This window comes from Conexibacter sp. CPCC 205762, assembly GCF_030646155.1.
GTDB lineage: Bacteria > Actinomycetota > Thermoleophilia > Solirubrobacterales > Solirubrobacteraceae > Conexibacter.
The window spans coordinates 112,450-131,520 of record NZ_JAUTDN010000008.1 but is presented as its reverse complement, the minus strand read 5'-3'; the positions used below and the strand labels follow the sequence as shown (position 1 = coordinate 131,520).

The following is a 19,071-nucleotide window of genomic DNA, read 5'->3' as shown; positions in this document are numbered from 1 at the left end:
CCCTAAAAATCGTTCGGGTATGATGAGCCGGCGATGAGTGCTGTTGAGTCGATCGACGCGGAGCTGACGGAGCTGCTGCGCGCCCGCGGTCAGCGCGTCACCTCGCAGCGGCTGGTGATCAACCGGATGCTGCGCTCGCGCGACCAGCACGTCACCGCGGAAGAGGTCCTCGGCGCCGTCACGCAGACGCTCCCCGGCACCTCGCTGCCGACCGTCTACGCGACGCTGGAGCTGTTCGAGCAGCTCGGGATCGTCCGCCGCCTCAACTCCGGCGGCGGCGCCGTCCTGTTCGACTCGCGCACGGTCGACCACCACCACGCGATCTGCCGTGACTGCGGCGCCGTGCAGGACATCGACGACCCAGCCGAGCTGAGCGGCGTCCTGCAGGCCGCGCGCGACGCCGGCTTCGCGCCAGACCGCGCCGCCGTCGTCGTCGACGGCCTCTGCGCCGCCTGCGCCGCCGCCAGCTGAGCGCGTCGTTGCAGATGCGCGCGACGAATCGCGTAGCCTTTCTGCGCAGCTTCCGTCGCGATCCGGTGTTCCAACGTCCCGTGACCCGCACCCGCACACTCCTTGCCGCCATCGCGGCGCTGGCGCTCGTCGCCGCCGCGCCGGCCTCCGCCAAGCCGATCAAGAGAGCCGGCTGGCTGAGAGACGTCGACGTGACCGAGTACTACCCGGCGCCGGAGTGGTGGTTCGTCGGCAAGAAGGTGCAGACGCCGGGGCTGGACCGCCTCTCGCGGATCGACTGGCTGTACTCCTCGACCGGGCTCTCGATGGAGGGCGACGGCGTCGGCCTCGACGGTGAGCGGTACCACATCTCCGGGCTCGGCAACGGCGGCTGGGTGACCGAGCGCGGCAAGGCGAGCGTCCCCGGTCACAAGGGCTGGAAGGGCGGCAGCCCGTTCTGGCGCGCCGGCGGCTACTGGCTGTCGAAGACGAAGTACGTCACCTTCCCGCTCGACGGCGGCGGCTGGTCCAACGGGCGCGGCGTCAGATACCGCGACCTGCCGGGCGTCTCCTTCTCCACCGGCCCGTCGCGGCCGCTCAAGTACTACCGCTCGGTCGCCGTCGACCCAGACCTGATCCCGCTCGGCAGCCGCGTCTACATCGCCGCTTACCGCACCAGCGCCGGCGGCGGCTGGTTCACCGCGCAGGACACCGGCGGCGCGATCATCGGCAGACACATCGACGTCTACCGGACCCCGCCCGCGCGCGCCGACATCGGCGGCAACTACCTGCAGGACCAGCGCGTCTACGTGCAGCCGCCGGGCTCGAAGGCGGCCTCCAGCGCGCCGCCGAGATCGCAGGGCACAGACACGCCGGAGCCGAGCGTGCCGGTCCCGCAGGCGCCGGCGGTCACGAGAGACCCGTCCGGCGGCGCCTCCGCTGGCTGACGGCCGCCGCGAGGCCGGGCGCGGGCGCCGCGGCTTCCATCTAGACTCTTCGCCCTATGGCGAAGCAGCAGAAGCAGCGCCCGATGCGCATGGAGCAGCGCGGCTCGTTGGCCGCGATGCAGGCGCTCGAGTCGCGCACCGACGAGCAGCTGGAAGCGGAGACCAGATTCAAGGCCGCCGCGCTGGCGATCCTCGGCGCACGAGCCGCGGAGCGCTACGACGCGAGAGCGACGCGCAGCTACTACTCCAGAGCGATAGCCGCCGCGCGGCCGCAGGAGCGCCAGCAGCTGCGGCGGATGGCGGACGCGTCGATCGCGCTCGCCGAGCGCCGCGCGGGCGACCTCAAGACCGCGGTGCAGAAGCTCGGGCAGAGACCGCCGAGCAACCGGCAGCTGCTGCTGCTCCAGTTCATGGGGCTGCTCGCGCCGCCGCCCGGCTCGTCGCTGATAGCCCGCCTGCGCGGCTTCGCGATCGTGCTCGGCATAGTGATCGTGCTGCTCGCGGTCGGCTTCGGCCTCGCGAAGCTCGTCTCGCTGCCGTTCGGCGGCGTCGGCACGCTCGGCGGGCTGCTGCTCGGCATCGTCCTGATCGTGATCGTCTTCGCGGTCCTCGCGCTGCTCGGCAGACGCCGGCAGTCGCGCGCACGCGCCAGAGCGGGCTGACGCTTTGCGAGTTCCACGGCGGCGCGCGGAAGCGCCATCCGCCGTGGGAGCTCGCGGGTAGCCTTGTTGGCATGTGCGGACGGTTCACGCTCGCGACGACGACGGCCGACGAGCTGCGGCAGCGCTGGCCGCTGGGCGAGTCGGTCGAGATCGAGCAGCGCTTCAACGTCGCCCCGGGCGACCAGGTCGTCACGATCGGCGTGCGCGAGGGCGTGCAGACCGGCCGGCTGCTGAGATGGGGCCTCGTGCCGCCGTGGGCGAGAGATCCCTCGATCGGCTACCGCATGATCAACGCGAGAGCGGAGACGGTCGCCGAGAAGCCGGCCTTCCGCACCTCGTTCGCCAGACGCCGCTGCCTGATCGTCGCCGACGGCTTCTACGAGTGGCAGAGACAGGGCAGAGCGAAGCAGCCGTTCCACATCACGCGCGCCGACGGCCGCCCGTTCGCCTTCGCCGGCCTCTGGACCGGCTGGAAGGACCCGGCGATCGAGGACGAGGACAGAGCCTGGCTGCGCACCTGCACGATCGTCACGACCGAGGCCAACGACAAGATCCACGGCATCCATCCGCGCATGCCGGTGATGCTGGAGCCGGACGAGGAGCAGGTCTGGCTCGACCCGGAGCGGCCGCAGGACGAGCTGCTGCGGCTGCTGCACCCGCTGCCGGTCGAGGAGACGAGCTTCCGGGCGGTGTCGAGAGCGGTCAACAACGCCAGATACGACGGCCCCGACTGCCTCGCCGACGCCGAGCCGCAAGACCTGAAGGCGTTCGCCGAGGCCGTCAACGCCGCGCACGCCGAGCAGGAAGGCCTGTTCTAGCGTGCAATCTCTGGGTCTGACAGACCCAGAGATTGCGCTGCTGGCGGGTTGGCGCTAGGCGCCCGCGGCCCGCCGCGCCTCGACGTGCGCGGCGTTCTCCAGCGCGTCGTCGAGCGGCTCCAGCGGCTGCTCGCGGCCGAGCGCTCTGGCGATCAGCCAGTCGGCCAGCCAGGCGTTCTTCGGCAGCAGCGGGCCGTGCAGGTAGGTGCCGATCACGTTGCCGTGGCGGATCCCCTCGAAGCCGCTCTGACCGTCGTTGCCGTGGCCTTTCAGCACGCGCCCGAGCGGCGTTGCGTCGGGGCCGAGATGCGTCCGCCCGCCGTGGTTCTCGAAGCCGGCGAGCACGCGCGGCCCGTCGCCGAGGTCGACCTCGATCGCGACGTTGCCGATCAGCCGCGGGCCGTCGGAGCGGACGGTCGTGAGGTCGGCGAGGCCGACGCCGGGCAGCGTCTCCTCCCCCATCTCGTACGAGCCGCCGAGCAGCTGGTAGCCGCCGCAGACGGCCAGCATCGCGGCGCCGCGCTCGGCGGCGGCGTGGATCCCGTCGCGCTTGACCTCGGCGAGGTCGCGCGCGCACAGCGCCTGGTCGCGATCCTGGCCGCCGCCGATGTAGAAGAGGTCGGCGGCGTTGGGATCGAGCTCCTCGCCGAGGTCGCTGGCGAGCAGCTCGAAGCCGATCCCGCGCCACTCGCAGCGCCGCTGCAGCAGCAGCAGGTTGCCGCGGTCGGCGTAGATGTTCATCAGCTCCGGATAGAGGGCGCAGACGCGCAGGGTCTCAGCCACGCAGCAGCACCACCTCGGAGCCGACGTGCTCCTCGGTCGCCTCGATCCGCGTGCGGCCGCCGTCGCGCAGGCCGGCGGCGACGCCCTCGGCGGTGAGCTGGTCGGCCGTCAGCGCGTCGAGGTGGATCGAGTCGCCCTCCGCGAAGCGTCTGCCGTCGGGCGAGACGCTCTGGCGGATCCGCTCGATCGCGATCCCCTCCGGCCCCGGCCGCACCGCGACCGGCTGGCTGACGTGGACCCAGCCGTCGAGCTCGACGATGTCGGGCAGCGGCGGCTCGGTGTGCTCGGCGTCGAAGCCCTCCAGCGCGTCCGCGAGCGCGGCCGCCAGCAGACCGCCGGGCGCGAGGTGCGCGGCGACGCTGCGCAGGAAGGCGCCGCGGCCGGCGCTGCCGCCGAGCAGCTGGACCGTCTGCATCGGCGCGAGGATCAGCGGAAAGCGGCGGTCCGGCAGCGCGAACTCGCGCGCGTCGCCGACGATCGTCGTGATGCGCGCGCCGATCCCGGCCGGATCGGCGTCGGCGCGGGCGCGCAGCGCGCAGAGGAACTCCTGCTCGAGGTCGAGCGCGACGACGTCGAAGCCGGCACGCGCAAGGTCGAGCGCGACGCGGCCGGTGCCGGCGCCGAGGTCGAGCACCGGCCCGCCCTCCTCCGCCGCCAGCCTGCGCCACAGCGGCAGGTCGGCGTCGTAGGGACCGCATTCGAGGTCGTGCCAGAGGGTGGCGGTGGCGGGGGATTCGGTCATCTTCACTGGGCCCAGTAGTCCGGGGCGTGGCCGCGCTGCGACAGCAGCTCCTTCAGCGACAGCAGCGCGGTGTAGGTCGGCAGCGCGAACAGCGTGCCGTCGCCCTCCGCGCGCGCCTCGTCCAGCGCCGCCGCCAGCTCCGGCACGACCACCAGCCGCTCCGGCTCGACGCCGGCGTACTTGAGCCGCAGCGCCAGCTCCGCCGCGCGCGTGCCGGCGCAGGTGACGCGCCGCACTCTGCCGGCGAGCAGCTCGAAGTCGGCGTCCCACACCCACGAGATGTCGCGGCCGTCGGCGATGTTGTCGTTCAGCACGGCGAGCAGGTCGACCGCCTGCGACTCCAGCGCCAGCGTCCGCAGCACCTCGTTGGCGCCGGCCGGGTTCTTGATCAGCAGGATCGACAGGTCGCGGCCGTCGAGCGAGACGGTCTCGGCGCGGCCGAAGGCGGCGGCGACCGCCTCCAGGCCTGCGGCGATCGTCCCGAACGGGACGCCGAGACCGTGGCAGAGCGCGGCCGCGCCGACCGCGTTGTAGACGTTGTAGAGGCCCGGCAGCGGCAGCCGCACCTCGCCCGACGCCGTCGGCGTGGTCAGCAGGAAGCGGGCGCCGCGCGTGCCGTCGAGGCGGATCTCGCGCGCCGTCACCTGCGGCTCAGGGCGGCGCTGGCCGCAGTTGGGGCAGTGGTAGCGGCCGAGGTGGCCGAGGTAGACGGCGTCGTACTCGTAGGCGTGGCCGCATCTGCGGCAGTGCTTGGAGTCGGAGGCGTGCTGCATCTGCGGCAGCGCCATCGCGTCGTCCTCGACGCCGAAGTAGACGACGCGCGGCTGCTGGCGGCCGAGGTCGGCGACGAGCGGGTCGTCGGCGTTCAGTATCAGCTGCGTCGTTCTGCCGTTGGCGGCGACGATCTCGGCCCAGCGGTCGGCGATCGTCTCCAGCTCGCCGTAGCGGTCGAGCTGGTCGCGGAAGAGGTTGCCGAGCAGCAGCTTGCGCGGCTTCAGCTCGTCGACGAGCTGCCCAAGCCAGAACTCGTCGATCTCGAACAGGCCGAGCTGGCCGTCGATCCGCCCGCCCCTGGCGGCGCCCATCAGTGTCGCGGCGATCCCGCCGGCCATGTTCGCGCCGGCCTTGTTGTGGACCAGGCGGGTTCCCCTGCGCTCGAGGATCGCCGCGACCATCGCGGCGGTCGTCGTCTTGCCGTTGGTCGCCGAGATCGCGACCGAGCCCTGCGGCAGGCGGGCGGAGAGCGCGCCGATCGCGTGCGGCTCCAGCTTCATCAGCACCTTGCCCGGCAGCGAGGTGCCGCCGCCGCGGCCCGAGCGACGGGCGAGCGCGCCCGCGGTGCGGGCCAGCGCCAGCTTCGCTCCCAGCATCCGCCCCGCCATCACGGGACGAGCATGCGAACCGCGCCCGGCAGCACCCGGACGGTCGCGGGCAGCGCGGCGATCGGATCGCCGTCGGCGTACAGCGTGAAGGGACGGTCGGCGACGATCTTGACCTCGGCCCCGCGGCGCACGTCGACCTCGGGGTTGCGCACGTGGCCGCCTCTGAAGACGCTCGGCAGCTGCGTCGCGAAGCGCAGCTTCGAGACGCCGGAGACGGTGACGACGTCGAAGAGGCCGTCGTCGAGCTGGGCGGCGGGCGCGACGTACATCCCTCCACCGTAGACGGAGCTGTTGGCGACCGCGGTCGTGTAGCCCTTGAAGGAGCGCACCTCGCCGTCGATCGTCAGCTCGAAGGTCGCCGGCTTCCACGCCGCCAGCGCCCGCAGCGCGCCCCAGGCGTAGGAGGCGGCGCCAGGGATGCGGGTCGCGTTGGCGATCCGGTTGGCGTCGGAGTCGAAGCCGCAGGAGGCGATCCCGACGAAGCGGCGGCCGTCGACCTCGCCGAGGTCGATCGCCCGCTCGCGGCCGCTCTCGAAGGCGGAGCAGGCGGCGACCGGCGAGCGCGGGATCCCGGCGGCGCGGGCGAAGTCGTTGCCGCGGCCGCCCGGCAGCACCGCCAGCAGGCCGTCGCTGCCGGCGAGCGCGCCCGCGACGGCGCCGACCATCCCATCGCCGCCGAAGGCCGCCGCGACCTCGCCGGCGGCGCCGGCGGCGCGGGCCAGCTCGCGCGCGTGCTCGATGTCGCGCGTGCGCTGCACGCGGTAGGCGACGCCGTGCACGCGCAGCCATCTCTCGACGCCCGGGAGCAGCCGCTGCACGCGGCCGCCACCGGCCGACGGGTTGACGATCAGGACGACGTCTCGATCCATGAGCAGGGAAATCTAGCCGGCCGCTCCGACGGGCACGGCACTGATGCGGCGCATGCCGCGCTCAGCCGGCCGCGCGGCCGTAGCCGGCCGGCGGCAGGTCCGGCGGCTGCGGCGGGGCGGCGGGCGGCAGCGGCGCCAGCGGCGGCGCCTCGCCGAGCACCAGCTCGGCCAGGTCGGCGGCGATCGCGACCGGGCGCGGGCCGCCGTCGGCGCCGGCCGTCTCCGCCTCCGCGCGGCTGGTCGCGCCGCTCAGCACGATCGCGCCGTCGAGCCCGGCGGCGTGGGCGCCGGCGAGGTCGACGTCGAGGCGGTCGCCGACGACGAGCGCTCTGCCGGCGCCGAGGCGGTCGAGCGCGGTCGCGAATATCTCCGGCTCGGGCTTGCCGACGGTCGTCGCGCGGCGGCCGGAGGCGTACTCCAGCGCGGCGACGAGCGCGCCCGTCCCAGGCCACATGCCGTCCGGCATCGGGAAGGTGCGGTCGCGACCGGCCGCTATGAAGTCGGCGCCGGCCAGCAGCGCCTGCGTCGCGACCTTCAGCTCCTCGAACACGAGCCGGTCGTGGCCGGCGGCGACGACGACCTCCGCGTGCGGCGCCTCCGCCATCCCGTTGACGACGCGCAGGCCGGCGTCGGAGACGTGTCTGACGATCGCCGGCGTGCCGACGACGTAGGCGCTCGCGCGGCGCATGCCGTGGCGCTCGGAGAGATGGTGCTGGAGCGCGCCGCCGACCGTCACGACCTCCTCCAGCGAGGCGCGGAAGCCGAGCGACCACAGCTTGCGGACGTACTCCTCGGCGCTGGAGCGGGTGTCGTTGGTGACGAACGCGACGCGCTTGCCCGCCTCGCGCAGCGTCTGCAGCGCGAGCGGGGCGTCGCGCGTGGGCGTGCCACCGACCCAGAGACAGCCGTCGAGGTCGAGCAGCAGGTGGTCGTAGGCCCGCACGAGCGGGGTGATGGTCGGCACGGTCTGGGGCACGCGACCACGCATTATCCTTGCCCGGCGTGCGATCGCCCTTCCCGACCTCCACGACCGTGCTCGCAGCCGCCTCCGCGGCGGCGCTGGCGGCGCTTCTGGCAGGCTGCGGATCGGGCGGCGCGCAGACGCAGGAGACGACCGCGGCCGTCTGCCGCAGAGTGCCGGCGCCGGAGCCGCGCTCGGTCCCGGCGCGGCGCAGATCGACGGCGATGCTGTCCGGCCAGCTGAGATGGACGGCGACGGTCGTGACCAACTGCGGCACGTTCGAGATCACGCTCGACGCCGCCCGCCAGCCGCGTACGACCGGCTCGTTCGCGCAGCTGGCGCGCTCCGGCTTCTACGACGGCCTCGCCTTCTACCGGATCGCAAGAGGGTTCGTGATCCAGGGCGGCGACCCGACCAACCAGGGTCCCGGCGGCCCCGGCTACACGATCGACGAGGCGCCGCCGAGAGGGATGAGATACACCCACGGCGTCGTCGCGATGGCGAAGACGGCGGCCGAGCCGGCCGGCACCTCCGGCAGCCAGTTCTTCGTCGTGACCGGCGCCGACGCCCAGCTGCCGGCGCAGTACGCGGTGCTCGGCACCGTCACGGCGGGCCTCGGCGTGATCGACGCGATCGACAGCCGGCCGGTCCAGAACGGCGACCCGCAGGGCGCGCCGCCGATCGACCCGGTCGTCATAGAGCACGTCACGATCGCGCACGACTGAGGGCGGCGCCCCTCGCCGCTCAGCGCTTCGCGGTCGCTCTGAGGATTCTGCTGGTGATCTTGCCGGCGTTGTCGGTCGCGAGGATCGCGACGCCGAACGTCAGCGTCTTCAGCTTCGCGTGCGTGATCCAGGCGGCCGTGTTGCGCGGCAGCTTGACGTAGAAGACCGTCGCCCGGTTGGCGGCGAGCGCGGCGTTGGAGAGGCGCGCGATCGCGACCGTGCCCGTGCGCTGTCTCGTCAGTCTCAGCTTGCGCGCGGTCGCGGCCGGCAGCGTCACGGTCGCGGTCACCTTCACGCGGCGGCTGGCGCGCAGGCGCAGCGGCACGCCCTTGCGGCTCAGCAGCGTCGCGAGCGAGCGCCGCTTCGGCAGCACGATCTGCGCGTTCGTCAGCCGCAGCGCGTCGGCGTTCGGGTCGCCGCCCGGGGTCGGCGTCGGGTTCGTCTGCGGCGGATCTCTCGTCACCAGGGGCGGATCGGGCTGCTTGACCGGCGGCGGCTGCTGGCCGCCACCGCCGCCGGGGGGATCCTGGTCGCCCGGGTCCGGCGGGTCCGGCGGATCGGGCGGGTCGACGGCTCTCACCGGCGTGCCGTAGAGCGCGAACTCGGCCATGTCCATGAAGTAGCTGGAGGAGCCGCCCGAGCCGCCCTGCGGGCTGAGCATCGTCAGCCGCACGAATCTGACGCCGGAGGCCGCGTTGGCGCTGACCGGGACGCTGTTGCGTCTGTGGTTGTTGGCGCGGCCGAACGTCTGGCTGGCGGCCGTCTTCCAAGCGCTGCCGTCGACCGAGGTCTCGATCTGGAAGCTGCCGAGCGAGGAGCTGTCGTCGTCGCCGCAGACGGCGCCCGGATCGATCGCGAAGCTCGTCACGTCGATCGTCGCCGGCAGTCTCAGCACCAGTCTGCGCGGCCCTCTGGCGACGACGGGGAAGCCGAAGCCGGCGTGCGCGGAGCCGTCGTAGCTGGGGATGTAGGAGCCCCAGCCGTTGGCGCGCGTGCCGTCGATCGCGTACTCCGGCCCGCAGTTGAGCGCGGTCAGGTCCGGTCCGGTCAGCTGCGCCAAGTCGACCGTCGTGCCGCCCGAGTAGAGCGCCCAGTTGCGCCGCACCTGCAGGTTGACGCCGCTGACGGCGCCGCCGGCGAGGTCGACCGGCGGGCCGGTCGCGTCGTCGTAGCCGTTGCGGGTGGCGACGATCCGCGGGTAGCTGAAGCCGTCGAGCGCGTTGGGGATCTCGTAGTGGCCGTTGGCGTCGGTGTCGTCGCTGCGGTTGGTCTGGCCCGGCAGCGAGACGACCACGCCCGCGACCGGCTGGCCGCTGTCGGCGTCGGTGACGGTGCCGCTGACGGTCGTCACGGCGGCGCCCTCGTCGGCCGGCGGGAGGTGGAAGTCGGCCGTCGGCGCCGGGTCCCAGGCGCCCTCGGTCGTCGCGAAGTAGCCCATCCCGCGATCGGCGAAGACCTGCCAGATCTGGTCGTGGCCGCTGCCGCCGGCGGCGCGGTCGGCGAGCAGGATCGCGTCGCGCATGTCGAGGAACGACGGCTCCGGCGGCGAGATCCGCATCGCGTCGGTGATCAGCTGGCGGGCGTAGGTCGCGCCGAGCGCGGTCCGCAGGTCCCACAGCGTCTGACCCCAGATCTCGCCGTCGGCGTGGACCTCGGGGCCGAAGCTGCCGATCACTCTGCCGTAGTCGGCGTAGGTGTAGCCGCCGTCGCCGCAGGCGTCCGATCTGCTCGCGGTCGCGTCGACCGGGCAGTCCATCGCCTCCTCGCGCAGCGATCTCGTCTGACCGCCGCTGATGTAGCTGGCCAGCAGCACCTCGCCGTCGACGGCCGGATCGTCCTTCTGCGCCCCGCTCGCGGTCAGGAAGTCCATCGCGTACCAGTCGCTCCACGCCTCGCCCATCGCGCCGGACTGCGGCGCGTTGAGCGCCTGGTAGCCGTCGCCGTCGGTCACGAGGCGGCTGGAGAGGCCGTGCGTGTACTCGTGGAAGACGATCGAGGCGTCGTCGCCGCCGTTGGCGTCGGGGGCGATCCCGCCGCCGTAGAAGAGGTACATCTGCATCGTCGGCGACTGGCCGTTGGGCGGCGTGTACATGTTCGCGTTGTTGAGATGGTTGACGTCCGGGTGGTGGTCGATCACCCCCGTTCTGCCGTTGCCGAATCTGACCGCGATGCTCTGGTCGGCGCCGTCGTTGGTCTGGCCGATCACCGGGTCGGCGCCGGAGAAGTTCTCGTCGCTGCTGGCGCCGAAGCCGATCGGCGGCGTCTGCAGCCACTCCTTGTAGCTGTTGAGGAACCAGAAGACCTGCGTCGCGTTCTGCTCGCGGTTGCGTCTCCAGCTCGCCGCCGGCACCTGCTCGGTGAGCGCGCGCCAGGTGCACGGGTAGGTCGCCTCGCAGAGCGGGAAGCTGCCGCCGAACGGCGCCACCGGCGCCATCGGGTAGTCCCACACCGGCAGGCCGTCGCCGTCGAGTCTGTTGGCGGCGACCTCCTCCAGCGCGTCGTCGCGGTCGTCGTCGTCGACGTCGGAGAAGACGTGCGCGTTCTCGCCCTGCAGTCTCGAGCCGTCGATCGAGCTGATCCAGCCGGCACCGAAGCTGCGCTGCTGCGGCGCCCACGGGGCGATCGCGGCGGGCGGCGCGTCCGGATCGCCGGGATCGGGCTCCGCCGGCACGACGTAGCGCGGGTTGGGCGCGTTGTCGTCGCTCGGCGCGTAGTCCCAGACGCTCGTCGCGCTGCCCGTCGCGTCGGCGAAGCGGACGAGGTTGTCGCGCTTGAGCACGGCGCCGTCGGTCGCGTCGACGACGTAGCGGTAGCGGTGCGTGCTGTCGGCGTCGACGCGCACGCTCCAGGCCAGCCGCGCGCCGTCGTCGCCGGCGAAGATCACGAGCCTGGCGCTGCCGCCGGCGTCCGCGCCGGCGCTGGAGCGGGCGCGGGCGATCGCGCCCGGCTTCGCGACCGCCGGCGTCGTGGTCGGCACGGAGGCGTCGGCCAGCGGCGCGCCGCCGACCGTCAGCAGCCGCCCGTCGGCGGCGACGGCGGCGCGCAGGCCGGCGCCGAGCACCGGCAGGCCGCGGTAGGTCTGGGTCCAGCTGAGCACGCGGATTCCGGAGGGCGTCGTCGTCGCGGCCGGCGCCGAGAGCGCGGCCAGCTCGGCGTCGCCGAGGCCGAAGAGGCGCTCGTGGGCGCGCACCCAGTCGAGCGCGATCGTCGCCGGGGCGGCGCCGCTGCGGCCGGTCAGCGCGCCGTCGGTGCGGCCGACCTGGCGCGGGGTGCCGGTCGCCGGGTCGAGCGTCACGACCGCCTGCGGGCCGAGCTGGCGCGTCAGCGCGGTCGCCGCCGCGCCAGGCGCGGCCGGATCGTTCTGCGGCAGCGCCGCGCGCACGTCGTAGGGCGCCTGCCCGGTCTGCTGCTGACCGCTGCCGGCGGCCTGCGCGATCCCCGTCGTCAGCGCCGCCGGAGCGAGCGCGGCCGCCGTCGCGGCCAGCAGCGGCGCGACCGGCAGGGGTCGGCGTGGACGGCGACGGGATCGGTTCACGGGGTGTGTTCCTCGGACGGCACGGGCTGACGGAGGCGCTCTACGCGTGATCGGCACGACGACGATGCGCTTGAGCGATTCCAACACATCTCGTCAGCAAAACGACCGCTGGCGCGCCAACGCTCGTTTGCGTCGTGGCGTCCGGGCGAAGGCTAGACTGGGTCGTTCCCTCCCACAGGGAGCCTGCTCTGTGAACAGCGAGAACACCGCCCAGACCGAGGGGCCTACGGCCTACCCAAGCGCGGCCCCGCTGGAATTCCGGCATGTCGGCAAGCGCTATCCCGGTGCCGACGGCGCAGCGATCGAGGACCTCTCCTTCGAGGTCCCGGCCGGCGAGATCTGCGTGCTCGTCGGGCCGTCCGGCTGCGGCAAGACGACCGCGATGCGGCTCGTCAACCGCATGATCGACCTCAGCTCCGGCGAGATCCTGCTCGACGGCCGCTCCGTCAACGACCGCAAGCCCGCCGAGCTGCGGCGCGAGATCGGCTACGTGATCCAGCAGATCGGCCTCTTCCCGCACCAGACGATCGCGCAGAACATCGCGACGGTGCCGAAGCTGCTCGGCTGGGACAAGCGCCGCATCGCCGCGCGCGTGACCGAGCTGCTGGAGCTGGTCGGGCTGCCGGCCGAGATGGGCGCGCGCTACCCGTCGCAGCTGTCCGGCGGGCAGCGCCAGCGCGTCGGCGTCGCCCGCGCGCTCGCCGCAGACCCGCCGCTGATGCTGATGGACGAGCCGTTCGGCGCGATCGACCCGATCAACCGCGAGCGGCTGCAGGACGAGTTCCTGCGGCTGCAGCGGGAGATCCGCAAGACGATCGTCTTCGTCACCCACGACATCGACGAGGCGATCAAGATGGGCGACCGGATCGCGATCATGCGCGAGGGCGGCAGGCTGGCGCAATACGCCACGCCGGACGAGCTGTTGGCCGCGCCGGCCGACGAGTTCGTCGCCAAGTTCGTCGGCGCCGACCGCGGCCTCAAGCGGCTGACGCTCAGCCATCTCGGCGACATCGAGCTGACCGACGGCGTCGTCGTGAAGGTCGGCGACCCGGCCGAGGAGGCGCGCCGCCGCGCCGCCGACCACGGCGTCGAGGAGGTCGTCGTGCTCGACGGCGGCGAGAAGCCGCTCGGCCGGCTGCCGGTCGCGCGGCTCAACGGCCAGCCGGTCTCCGCCGACGACGCCGACCCGCTCGCCGCGATCGGCGGCCGCTCGACCTCGCTGCGGGACGCGCTCTCGCTCGTCGTCGCCGACCGCAACCGCCCGCTCGTGGTCGTCGAGGACGACGGCAGGCTGGCCGGGCTCGTCTCGCTCGAGCTGATCAGCGACGCGCTGCGCCCGCCGGGGTAGCCGATGGCCTTCGCCCTCCCCCTCGCCCAGTCCGACCCGGTGATCCCGGAGTTCGGCAGAGGCTCCTCGTGCGTGCGCGACCCCGACGCCCTCTTCTGCTGGGGCTGGGTCAAGGACAACTGGTCCGACACGCTCCAGCCGGCGCTGCTGCAGCACATCGCGCTGACGCTGATCGCGATCGGGATCGGCAGCGCCATCGCCTTCTCGCTCGCGCTCACGGCCCACCGCCGCGGCTGGCTGACGACGCCGGTCGTGGTCGTCACCGGCTTCCTCTACACGATCCCGTCGCTGGCGCTGTTCCAGCTGCTGGTCCCCTTCACCGGGCTGACGCGCACGACGGCCGAGATCGCGCTCGTCTCCTACACGCTGCTGATCCTCTTCCGCAACATGCTCGCGGGCCTCGCAGCCGTGCCGGCGGAGGTCAGAGACGCCGCCATCGGGATGGGGATGACCGCGCGGCAGCTGCTGTGGAAGGTCGAGCTGCCGCTCGCGCTGCCGGCGATCTTCGCCGGCCTGCGGATCGCCGTCGTGACCGTCATCAGCCTCGCGACGATCGCCGTCTTCGTCGTCAACGAGGGACTCGGCGCGCCGATCTACAACGGCCTGCAGCAGACCTTCAGCACCGAGCTGATCGCGGCCGGCGGCCTCTGCGTGCTGCTGGCGCTGTTCTCGGACGCGCTGCTGGTGCTGCTGCAGCGGGCGATCAGCCCATGGGCGCGGGTGGCACGACGATGAACGACTTCACCGACGCGTTCAGGTTCATCGGCGACAACGTCTCGCTGCTGTGGCACCTGACGCTCGACCACCTCGCGCTGACCGGCGCGGCGATGGCGATCGCGCTCGTCGTCGCGCTGCCGCTCGGCGTCTGGCTCGGCCATCTGCACCGCGGCTCGTTCGTCGCGATCAACATCTCCAACATCGGCCGCGCGCTGCCGAGCCTGGCGCTGATCGCCTTCGGTGTCGCGCTGCTGGGGATCGGCTTCGTGAACGTGATGGTGGCGCTGGTCGTGCTGGCGATACCGCCGATGCTGACGAACGCCTACGTGGCGGTCGACGGCGTCGACCCCGACGCGGTCGAGGCCGCGCAGGGCATGGGGATGACGCCGACCGAGGTGCTGCTGCGGGTCGAGCTGCCGCTCGCCCTGCCATTGATCTTCGCGGGCGTCCGCACTGCCGTCGTGTACGTCATCGCGACGGCGACGCTCGCTCCACTTGCCGGGGCCTCGAGCCTCGGCAACGTGATCGTCGACCAGGCGACCTACCGGCTCCCGGGCGTGCTCGGGGCCGCGATCTGCGTCGCTGTGCTGGCACTGGTCGCCGAGCTGTCGTTCGCCCTTCTGCAACGCGCGGTCACGCCGCGCGGGCTGCGGGCGGGGAGACGGGACGGAGAGGAGGCCGTCCCGCCTCCAGGGGAAGGGAGACGTGTGCTGGTGAGGTACGCCAACTCATGAAAGGACACACCGACGTGAAGCAGGGAACGTTGCGCACGCTGTTGATGGCGATGGTCGCCCTCGTGCTCGCCTTCGGGCTGGCCGCCTGCGGCGATGACGACTCGTCGTCGAGCAGCTCCAGCGCGGACACGTCCGCGAGCACGACCGGTGGCACCGAGACGAGCGCCGACGGCGCGCTGCCCGGCGAGGGCAAGCCGGCGGTCACGCTCGGGACGAAGAACTTCACCGAGCAGTTCGTGCTCGGTCAGCTGTACAAGCAGGCGCTGGAGGCGAGAGGCTTCAGAGTGAACCTGAAGGAGAACATCGGCTCGACCGAGATCGCCGACAGAGCGCTCAGAAGCGGCCAGATCGACCTCTACCCGGAGTACATCGGCATCTTCGACAACGTCGTCGCCGGTGACACGAGAACGTACCCGGACGTGCAGGCGGCCTACGACGCCGGCAAGGCGTACGCGGAGAGAAACGGCTTCACGCTGCTGCCGCTGACGCCCTTCACCGACGTCGACGCGCTCGCCGTCACGCCCGAGTACTCGGAGAGAAACGGCGTCAGAAGCGTCGCCGACCTGACGAAGGTGCCGGGCTTCCGGCTCGGCGCGGCGCCCGAGTTCCGCAGACGCGCCACGGGTCTGCCGGGGCTCGCGAGAGCGTACGGCGTCAGAGACCTGAAGTTCTCGCCGCTGACGATCGGCCTGCAGTACGACGCGATCGACAACGGCAAGATCGACGTCGCCCAGGTGTTCACGACGGACGGCAAGCTGGAGGGCGGCAGATACGTCGTCCTGACCGACCCGAAGAACATATTCGGCTTCCAGAACGTCACCCCCGTGGTGTCGTCGAGAGTGCTGGAGGCCGAGGGTCCGGCGTTCGCCGAGACGATCGACGCCGTCAGCCAGAAGCTGACGACGGAGGCGATGCAGAGAATGAACGGGGCCGTCGACCTCGACAAGCAGTCGCCCGCGGAGGTCGCCAAGACCTACCTCGAGGCCAACGGCCTGCTGTAGGCCGCTTCAGCCGCTGAACGTGCGAACGCCCGGACGAGCGATCGTCCGGGCGTTCTGCGTTCTGCAGCAGACCGCGCGTCAGTCGACCGCGCCGGAGTAGCTGACGCGGGTGACGTGGCTGCGGTCGTCGTCGAGCTGGACCGTCAGCTGGCTGCCGTAGTCGTCGGAGAGGTCGCCGACCGACCACTGCCATGCGCCGCCGGAGGCGAATCCTGGTCTGCCGAGCAGCGCCAGCGCCTCGGCACGGGTGGTGCCGGGCGCGACGACCCCGCAGCGGTCGATCGCCGCCGCCATCCGGCTGGCGTCGCCGGAAGGCGCTCTCAGCGCCGCCTGCCAGCGCGCCGGCTGGAAGTCGAAGCGGCCGCAGCCGACGTCGGCCGGAGCGGTGGCGGCGAGCGCGCCGGCAGCGGCGACGAGCAGCGCCAGCAGCGCCGTCGCCCCCACGCCGCGCCCGATCAGCACGCGCGCGCGGCCGCTGCCGAGCGGCAGCACGGCCGCCAGCAGCACCAGCGCCAGGAGCGCGAACGCGAGCAGGGCGAGCGACCAGAAGAGGTCGGCCGGCGCCGTCCCGAGCGTGTCCAGCTCCAGCAGCAGCGCGACTCCGCTCACGACGGCGTCGCCGGCGAGCCCGAGGCAGGCGAGCGCAAGGACGACCACGCCGAACCGCTCGACCATGCCGTAGCGGTCCGACCGCCAGCCGCGGTCGGTGACCGCGGCTGCGGCGCAGACGCCGTAGCCGACGAGGATGCTTCCGTAGAGGAACAGCGACGCACCCTCGAACAGCGACACGACGATCGCGAGCAGCGTCAGCAGCAGCCCGCCGATGAGGATCGCGGCGGCGGTCAGGCCGCGCAGCGGCCGCGAGCTGAGGAGCGGCTGCGCGTCAGGTCCAGCGATCGGAAGCGCCATCCGCAGATGATGGCATTTCCGACTGCTGGCCCTTCGGGGCGCCGCTCGCAGCGGGCGAGCGGCGCCTGGGAGCGTGCTAGCGGCGGACCTTCACGGTCACGCGCGCGAGCGTCTTGCCGTGGCGGTCGAGCGCCGCGAACGTGACGCGCCGCGCCGTCGCCGGCAGGCGCAGGGCGGCGCTGCCGCGGTGCGCCGTCGCGCGGGCGAGCGTGCGGCCGCCTCTGCGCGCGACGATCGTCGCCGCCCTGCTCGCGCTCACCTTGCAGCGCACGCCGGCGATCACGCGCTTGCGCTTGACGAGCGTGCAGGAGACCCTCGGCGTCGGGCCGGCGGGGCCGCGCTCGCCCTGCGGGCCGGCCGGGCCGCTGTCGCCCTCGGGTCCGGCGGGGCCGCCGTCGCCCTTCGGCCCGGCGGCGCCGCTGTCGCCCTTCGCGCCGTTCGCGCCGTCTCTGCCGGCGCTGCCCGTGTCGCCTCTCGGGCCCTGCGCGCCGTTGTCGCCTCTGGGGCCCTGCGCGCCCGTGTCGCCTCTCTGGCCGTCAGCGCCTCTGTCGAAGTCGGCGACGGCCGCGGTCGCGGCCGAGTCGGCCGGCGCCGAGACCGCTCTGACGGCGCCGTAGCGACGCGTCGCGGTGACGCGGCAGGCGATCGTCGCGCCGACGTCCTCCGCCGACAGCGTCAGCCGCGTCCCCTCCGCCCCAGCGATCTCGCTGCCGTTGCGCAGCCAGGCGATCGCGGTCGAGAGCGTGCCGCTGCCGCTGAAGTCGCCGGGCGCGCAGGTGAGCGTGCGGCCGGCCTTGGCGCTGCCGCTGACCGCCGGGCCGCCGCCGCTGACCTGCGGGCGGCTGGTGTAGACGCGCAGCTGCGAGGCGGGATCGGCGGCGGCGGAGAAGATGTTCGTCGTCGCGTTCTGGTCGAAGCCGAAGTCGTTGTCGTTGACGATCGCGATGCCGTCGATCCCCTGCAGCGGCGCGATCCCCTCGATCTTGCCCTGCAGGAACTCGACGCCGCCGTCTCTCTGGAAGCCGAGGCTGAGGTAGACCGACTTCGGCGTCGGCGTGACCGGCGTCGCCAGCTGCGACAGCTCGTCGGCCGAGCCGTTGTCGAGGAAGCAGCCGAGCGGCTGCGTGCGGCTGCCGACGGTGACCGGCGCCTGGCGCTCGGCGTACGTGTCGTACGAGCCGGCGGCCATCAGATTGGTCGCCTGGTTGAGGTCGACCTCGAACAGCTTGCGGCCGTTCTTGGCCGTGTTGACGTCGTCGTGCTCGTCGACGATCAGTCTGCGCGAGCCGGTCCAGGCGATGTCGCTGACGCGCAGGAAGGCCTGCGTCGCGACTCTCGTCGTGGAGAGCGAGTCGAGCCGGTAGACCCACTCGCCGGTCACTCTCGGAACGCCGCCGTCGGCGACGTCCAGCTCGACGATGCGCAGGTCGCGCCACCAGTTGCTGCTGGCCGGCGTGTCGCTGCCGGCGTCACCGGCCGGGCCGCAGGCGGTGCCGTAGCCGAGCGCGGCGAGCGACGCTCTGCCGGTGTCGAGCGAGTTCTGCATCATCGCGTACAGCTTCGTGCCGTCAGGCGAGAGCGCCAGGCCCTCGAGGCCGCGATTCATGCGGCGGGCGTTGTATTCGCGCGGCAGGATCTGCTGCAGCAGCGGCTGGCCGATGCCGCCGTAGAAGCTCGACAGCGGGACTGTCGCGGCGGTCGGGTCGGTGTCGAGGTCGCCGGCGCCGTCGGGCACGATCCGCGCCAGCAGCTGGCCGTCACGGGCGACGTGCAGGATCGACGGGCGGTACTCGTCGGAGATCCAGTAGGAGCCGTCGCGCGGGTCGCGCTGGATCCCCTCGGAGTCGAGGCCGTATGGGTCGGTCGGCGTGAACTCCGACAGCGTGGTGTCGCTCGCCATCAGGTACGTACGGTCGTCCACGCCTGTCGTGACGACGTTGCGGATGCCGGAGATCAGCTGCGAGTCGCCTCTGAACTGGTCCTGCTGGCGGATCGGGTCGCCGGCCGGCACGTAGACCTGCTTGCGCGAGAGCACGTCAAGACGGCCGGAGTCGTCGGCCTCCAGCTCGTAGATGATCGGCGAGAAGCCGGGCGACGGGTAGCTTCTGCCGCCGACGGCGCCGTCGACCGCGCCGTTGGGGCCGCGATCGGAGATCGAGATGAAGCGACGGTTGCCGCTCCCCGGCACCACCTGCAGCGCGGACAGGCCGCCCTCGCGGATCCCTCTGCGGCCGGCGGCGTCGCCGACGCTGATGATCGGGCTCGCGTCGGTCAGCGTCGGCGTCGGCAGCACGAGGTCGCGCGCCAGCTCATAGCGCCCGGCCTCCGTCGGATCGCTCAGCGCGGCGCCGGATGCCGGCGCCGCGAGCGCGAGGGCCGCACCGACGGCGGCGGCCAGGGTCGTCGTGATCTTCATGACCGCGACGCTACGTCCAGAGATTTCACCGTTTCGTGATCGGCCGGTGAAGATCCCGTGGCCCTGGTGTGA

At 72.8% G+C, this 19,071-nt stretch carries 17 protein-coding genes; 9 read left to right on the top strand and 8 right to left on the bottom strand.

Annotation, left to right across the window (positions count from 1 at the left end; genetic code table 11):
- The first annotated feature begins 33 nt into the window (after nucleotides 1-33).
- The 4 genes from Q7L73_RS10090 to Q7L73_RS10075 all read left to right on the top strand — a co-directional run bounded on the left by Q7L73_RS10090 (nucleotide 34) and on the right by Q7L73_RS10075 (nucleotide 2,877).
- The gene (locus Q7L73_RS10090; RefSeq protein WP_304689191.1) at nucleotides 34-471 is read left to right on the top strand and encodes a Fur family transcriptional regulator; all 438 of its coding nucleotides are present in this window, start codon (nucleotides 34-36) and stop codon (nucleotides 469-471) included.
- 65 nt (nucleotides 472-536) lie between these two features.
- Nucleotides 537-1,397, top strand: a complete 861-nt coding sequence (locus tag Q7L73_RS10085) for a 3D domain-containing protein (protein WP_304689194.1) — start codon at nucleotides 537-539, stop codon at nucleotides 1,395-1,397.
- Nucleotides 1,398-1,453: 56 nt separating this feature from the next.
- Entirely contained in the window at nucleotides 1,454-2,059 is a 606-nt protein-coding gene (locus Q7L73_RS10080) for a hypothetical protein (protein WP_304689197.1), read from the top strand.
- A gap of 71 nt (nucleotides 2,060-2,130) precedes the next feature.
- Nucleotides 2,131-2,877 (top strand): SOS response-associated peptidase, encoded by a 747-nt coding sequence (locus Q7L73_RS10075; protein ID WP_304689199.1) that lies wholly within the window; start codon nucleotides 2,131-2,133, stop codon nucleotides 2,875-2,877.
- A 54-nt stretch (nucleotides 2,878-2,931) separates the two neighbouring features.
- Here Q7L73_RS10075 and Q7L73_RS10070 read toward each other — a convergent pair whose 3' ends face one another.
- The 5 genes from Q7L73_RS10070 to Q7L73_RS10050 all read right to left on the bottom strand — a co-directional run bounded on the left by Q7L73_RS10070 (nucleotide 2,932) and on the right by Q7L73_RS10050 (nucleotide 7,629).
- Nucleotides 2,932-3,660 (bottom strand): type 1 glutamine amidotransferase, encoded by a 729-nt coding sequence (locus tag Q7L73_RS10070; protein ID WP_304689202.1) that lies wholly within the window; start codon nucleotides 3,658-3,660, stop codon nucleotides 2,932-2,934.
- A complete protein-coding gene (locus tag Q7L73_RS10065) occupies nucleotides 3,653-4,402 on the bottom strand; it encodes a bifunctional 2-polyprenyl-6-hydroxyphenol methylase/3-demethylubiquinol 3-O-methyltransferase UbiG (protein ID WP_304689205.1) in 750 nt (249 codons plus the stop codon). The genes Q7L73_RS10070 and Q7L73_RS10065 overlap by 8 nt, the downstream gene beginning before the upstream one ends.
- Nucleotides 4,403-4,404: 2 nt before the next feature.
- Nucleotides 4,405-5,784, bottom strand: a complete 1,380-nt coding sequence (locus tag Q7L73_RS10060; RefSeq protein WP_304689207.1) for a Mur ligase family protein — start codon at nucleotides 5,782-5,784, stop codon at nucleotides 4,405-4,407.
- Nucleotides 5,784-6,653 carry a diacylglycerol kinase family protein gene (locus Q7L73_RS10055; protein ID WP_304689210.1) on the bottom strand — a complete coding sequence of 290 codons (870 nt, stop codon included), beginning with the start codon at nucleotides 6,651-6,653 and terminating at the stop codon, nucleotides 5,784-5,786. The genes Q7L73_RS10060 and Q7L73_RS10055 overlap by 1 nt, the downstream gene beginning before the upstream one ends.
- A gap of 61 nt (nucleotides 6,654-6,714) precedes the next feature.
- Nucleotides 6,715-7,629, bottom strand: coding sequence for an HAD-IIA family hydrolase (locus Q7L73_RS10050; protein ID WP_304689212.1), 915 nt, complete (start codon nucleotides 7,627-7,629; stop codon nucleotides 6,715-6,717).
- Between the two features lie 26 nt (nucleotides 7,630-7,655).
- On the opposite strand from Q7L73_RS10050, the gene Q7L73_RS10045 reads away from it, so the two are divergent.
- Nucleotides 7,656-8,339 carry a peptidylprolyl isomerase gene (locus tag Q7L73_RS10045; protein ID WP_304689220.1) on the top strand — a complete coding sequence of 228 codons (684 nt, stop codon included), beginning with the start codon at nucleotides 7,656-7,658 and terminating at the stop codon, nucleotides 8,337-8,339.
- Nucleotides 8,340-8,358: 19 nt separating this feature from the next.
- Here the strand turns inward: Q7L73_RS10045 and Q7L73_RS10040 are convergent, their stop codons facing one another.
- Nucleotides 8,359-11,874: a M36 family metallopeptidase gene (locus Q7L73_RS10040; RefSeq protein WP_304689223.1), complete on the bottom strand. Its 3,516-nt coding sequence runs from the start codon at nucleotides 11,872-11,874 to the stop codon at nucleotides 8,359-8,361.
- Nucleotides 11,875-12,064: 190 nt separating this feature from the next.
- Between Q7L73_RS10040 and Q7L73_RS10035 the strand changes: the two genes are divergently transcribed.
- From Q7L73_RS10035 to Q7L73_RS10020, 4 genes are read left to right on the top strand one after another with little or no spacing between them, the layout of a single operon-like run.
- Nucleotides 12,065-13,222, top strand: coding sequence for an ABC transporter ATP-binding protein (locus tag Q7L73_RS10035; protein WP_304689225.1), 1,158 nt, complete (start codon nucleotides 12,065-12,067; stop codon nucleotides 13,220-13,222).
- A 3-nt stretch (nucleotides 13,223-13,225) separates the two neighbouring features.
- Nucleotides 13,226-13,957 (top strand): ABC transporter permease, encoded by a 732-nt coding sequence (locus Q7L73_RS10030; protein ID WP_304689229.1) that lies wholly within the window; start codon nucleotides 13,226-13,228, stop codon nucleotides 13,955-13,957.
- The gene (locus Q7L73_RS10025; protein WP_304715537.1) at nucleotides 13,954-14,673 is read left to right on the top strand and encodes an ABC transporter permease; all 720 of its coding nucleotides are present in this window, start codon (nucleotides 13,954-13,956) and stop codon (nucleotides 14,671-14,673) included. Before Q7L73_RS10030 ends, Q7L73_RS10025 begins: the two co-directional genes overlap by 4 nt.
- On the top strand, nucleotides 14,670-15,674 hold the full coding sequence (locus tag Q7L73_RS10020; RefSeq protein WP_304689235.1) for a glycine betaine ABC transporter substrate-binding protein: 1,005 nt from the start codon (nucleotides 14,670-14,672) through the stop codon (nucleotides 15,672-15,674). The genes Q7L73_RS10025 and Q7L73_RS10020 overlap by 4 nt, the downstream gene beginning before the upstream one ends.
- A 78-nt stretch (nucleotides 15,675-15,752) precedes the next feature.
- Here Q7L73_RS10020 and Q7L73_RS10015 read toward each other — a convergent pair whose 3' ends face one another.
- Together Q7L73_RS10015 and Q7L73_RS10010 are read right to left on the bottom strand one after the other, a co-directional pair.
- Entirely contained in the window at nucleotides 15,753-16,583 is an 831-nt protein-coding gene (locus Q7L73_RS10015; RefSeq protein WP_304689237.1) for a hypothetical protein, read from the bottom strand.
- Between the two features lie 76 nt (nucleotides 16,584-16,659).
- On the bottom strand, nucleotides 16,660-18,999 hold the full coding sequence (locus Q7L73_RS10010; protein ID WP_304689241.1) for an esterase-like activity of phytase family protein: 2,340 nt from the start codon (nucleotides 18,997-18,999) through the stop codon (nucleotides 16,660-16,662).
- Nucleotides 19,000-19,071: the final 72 nt, after the last annotated feature.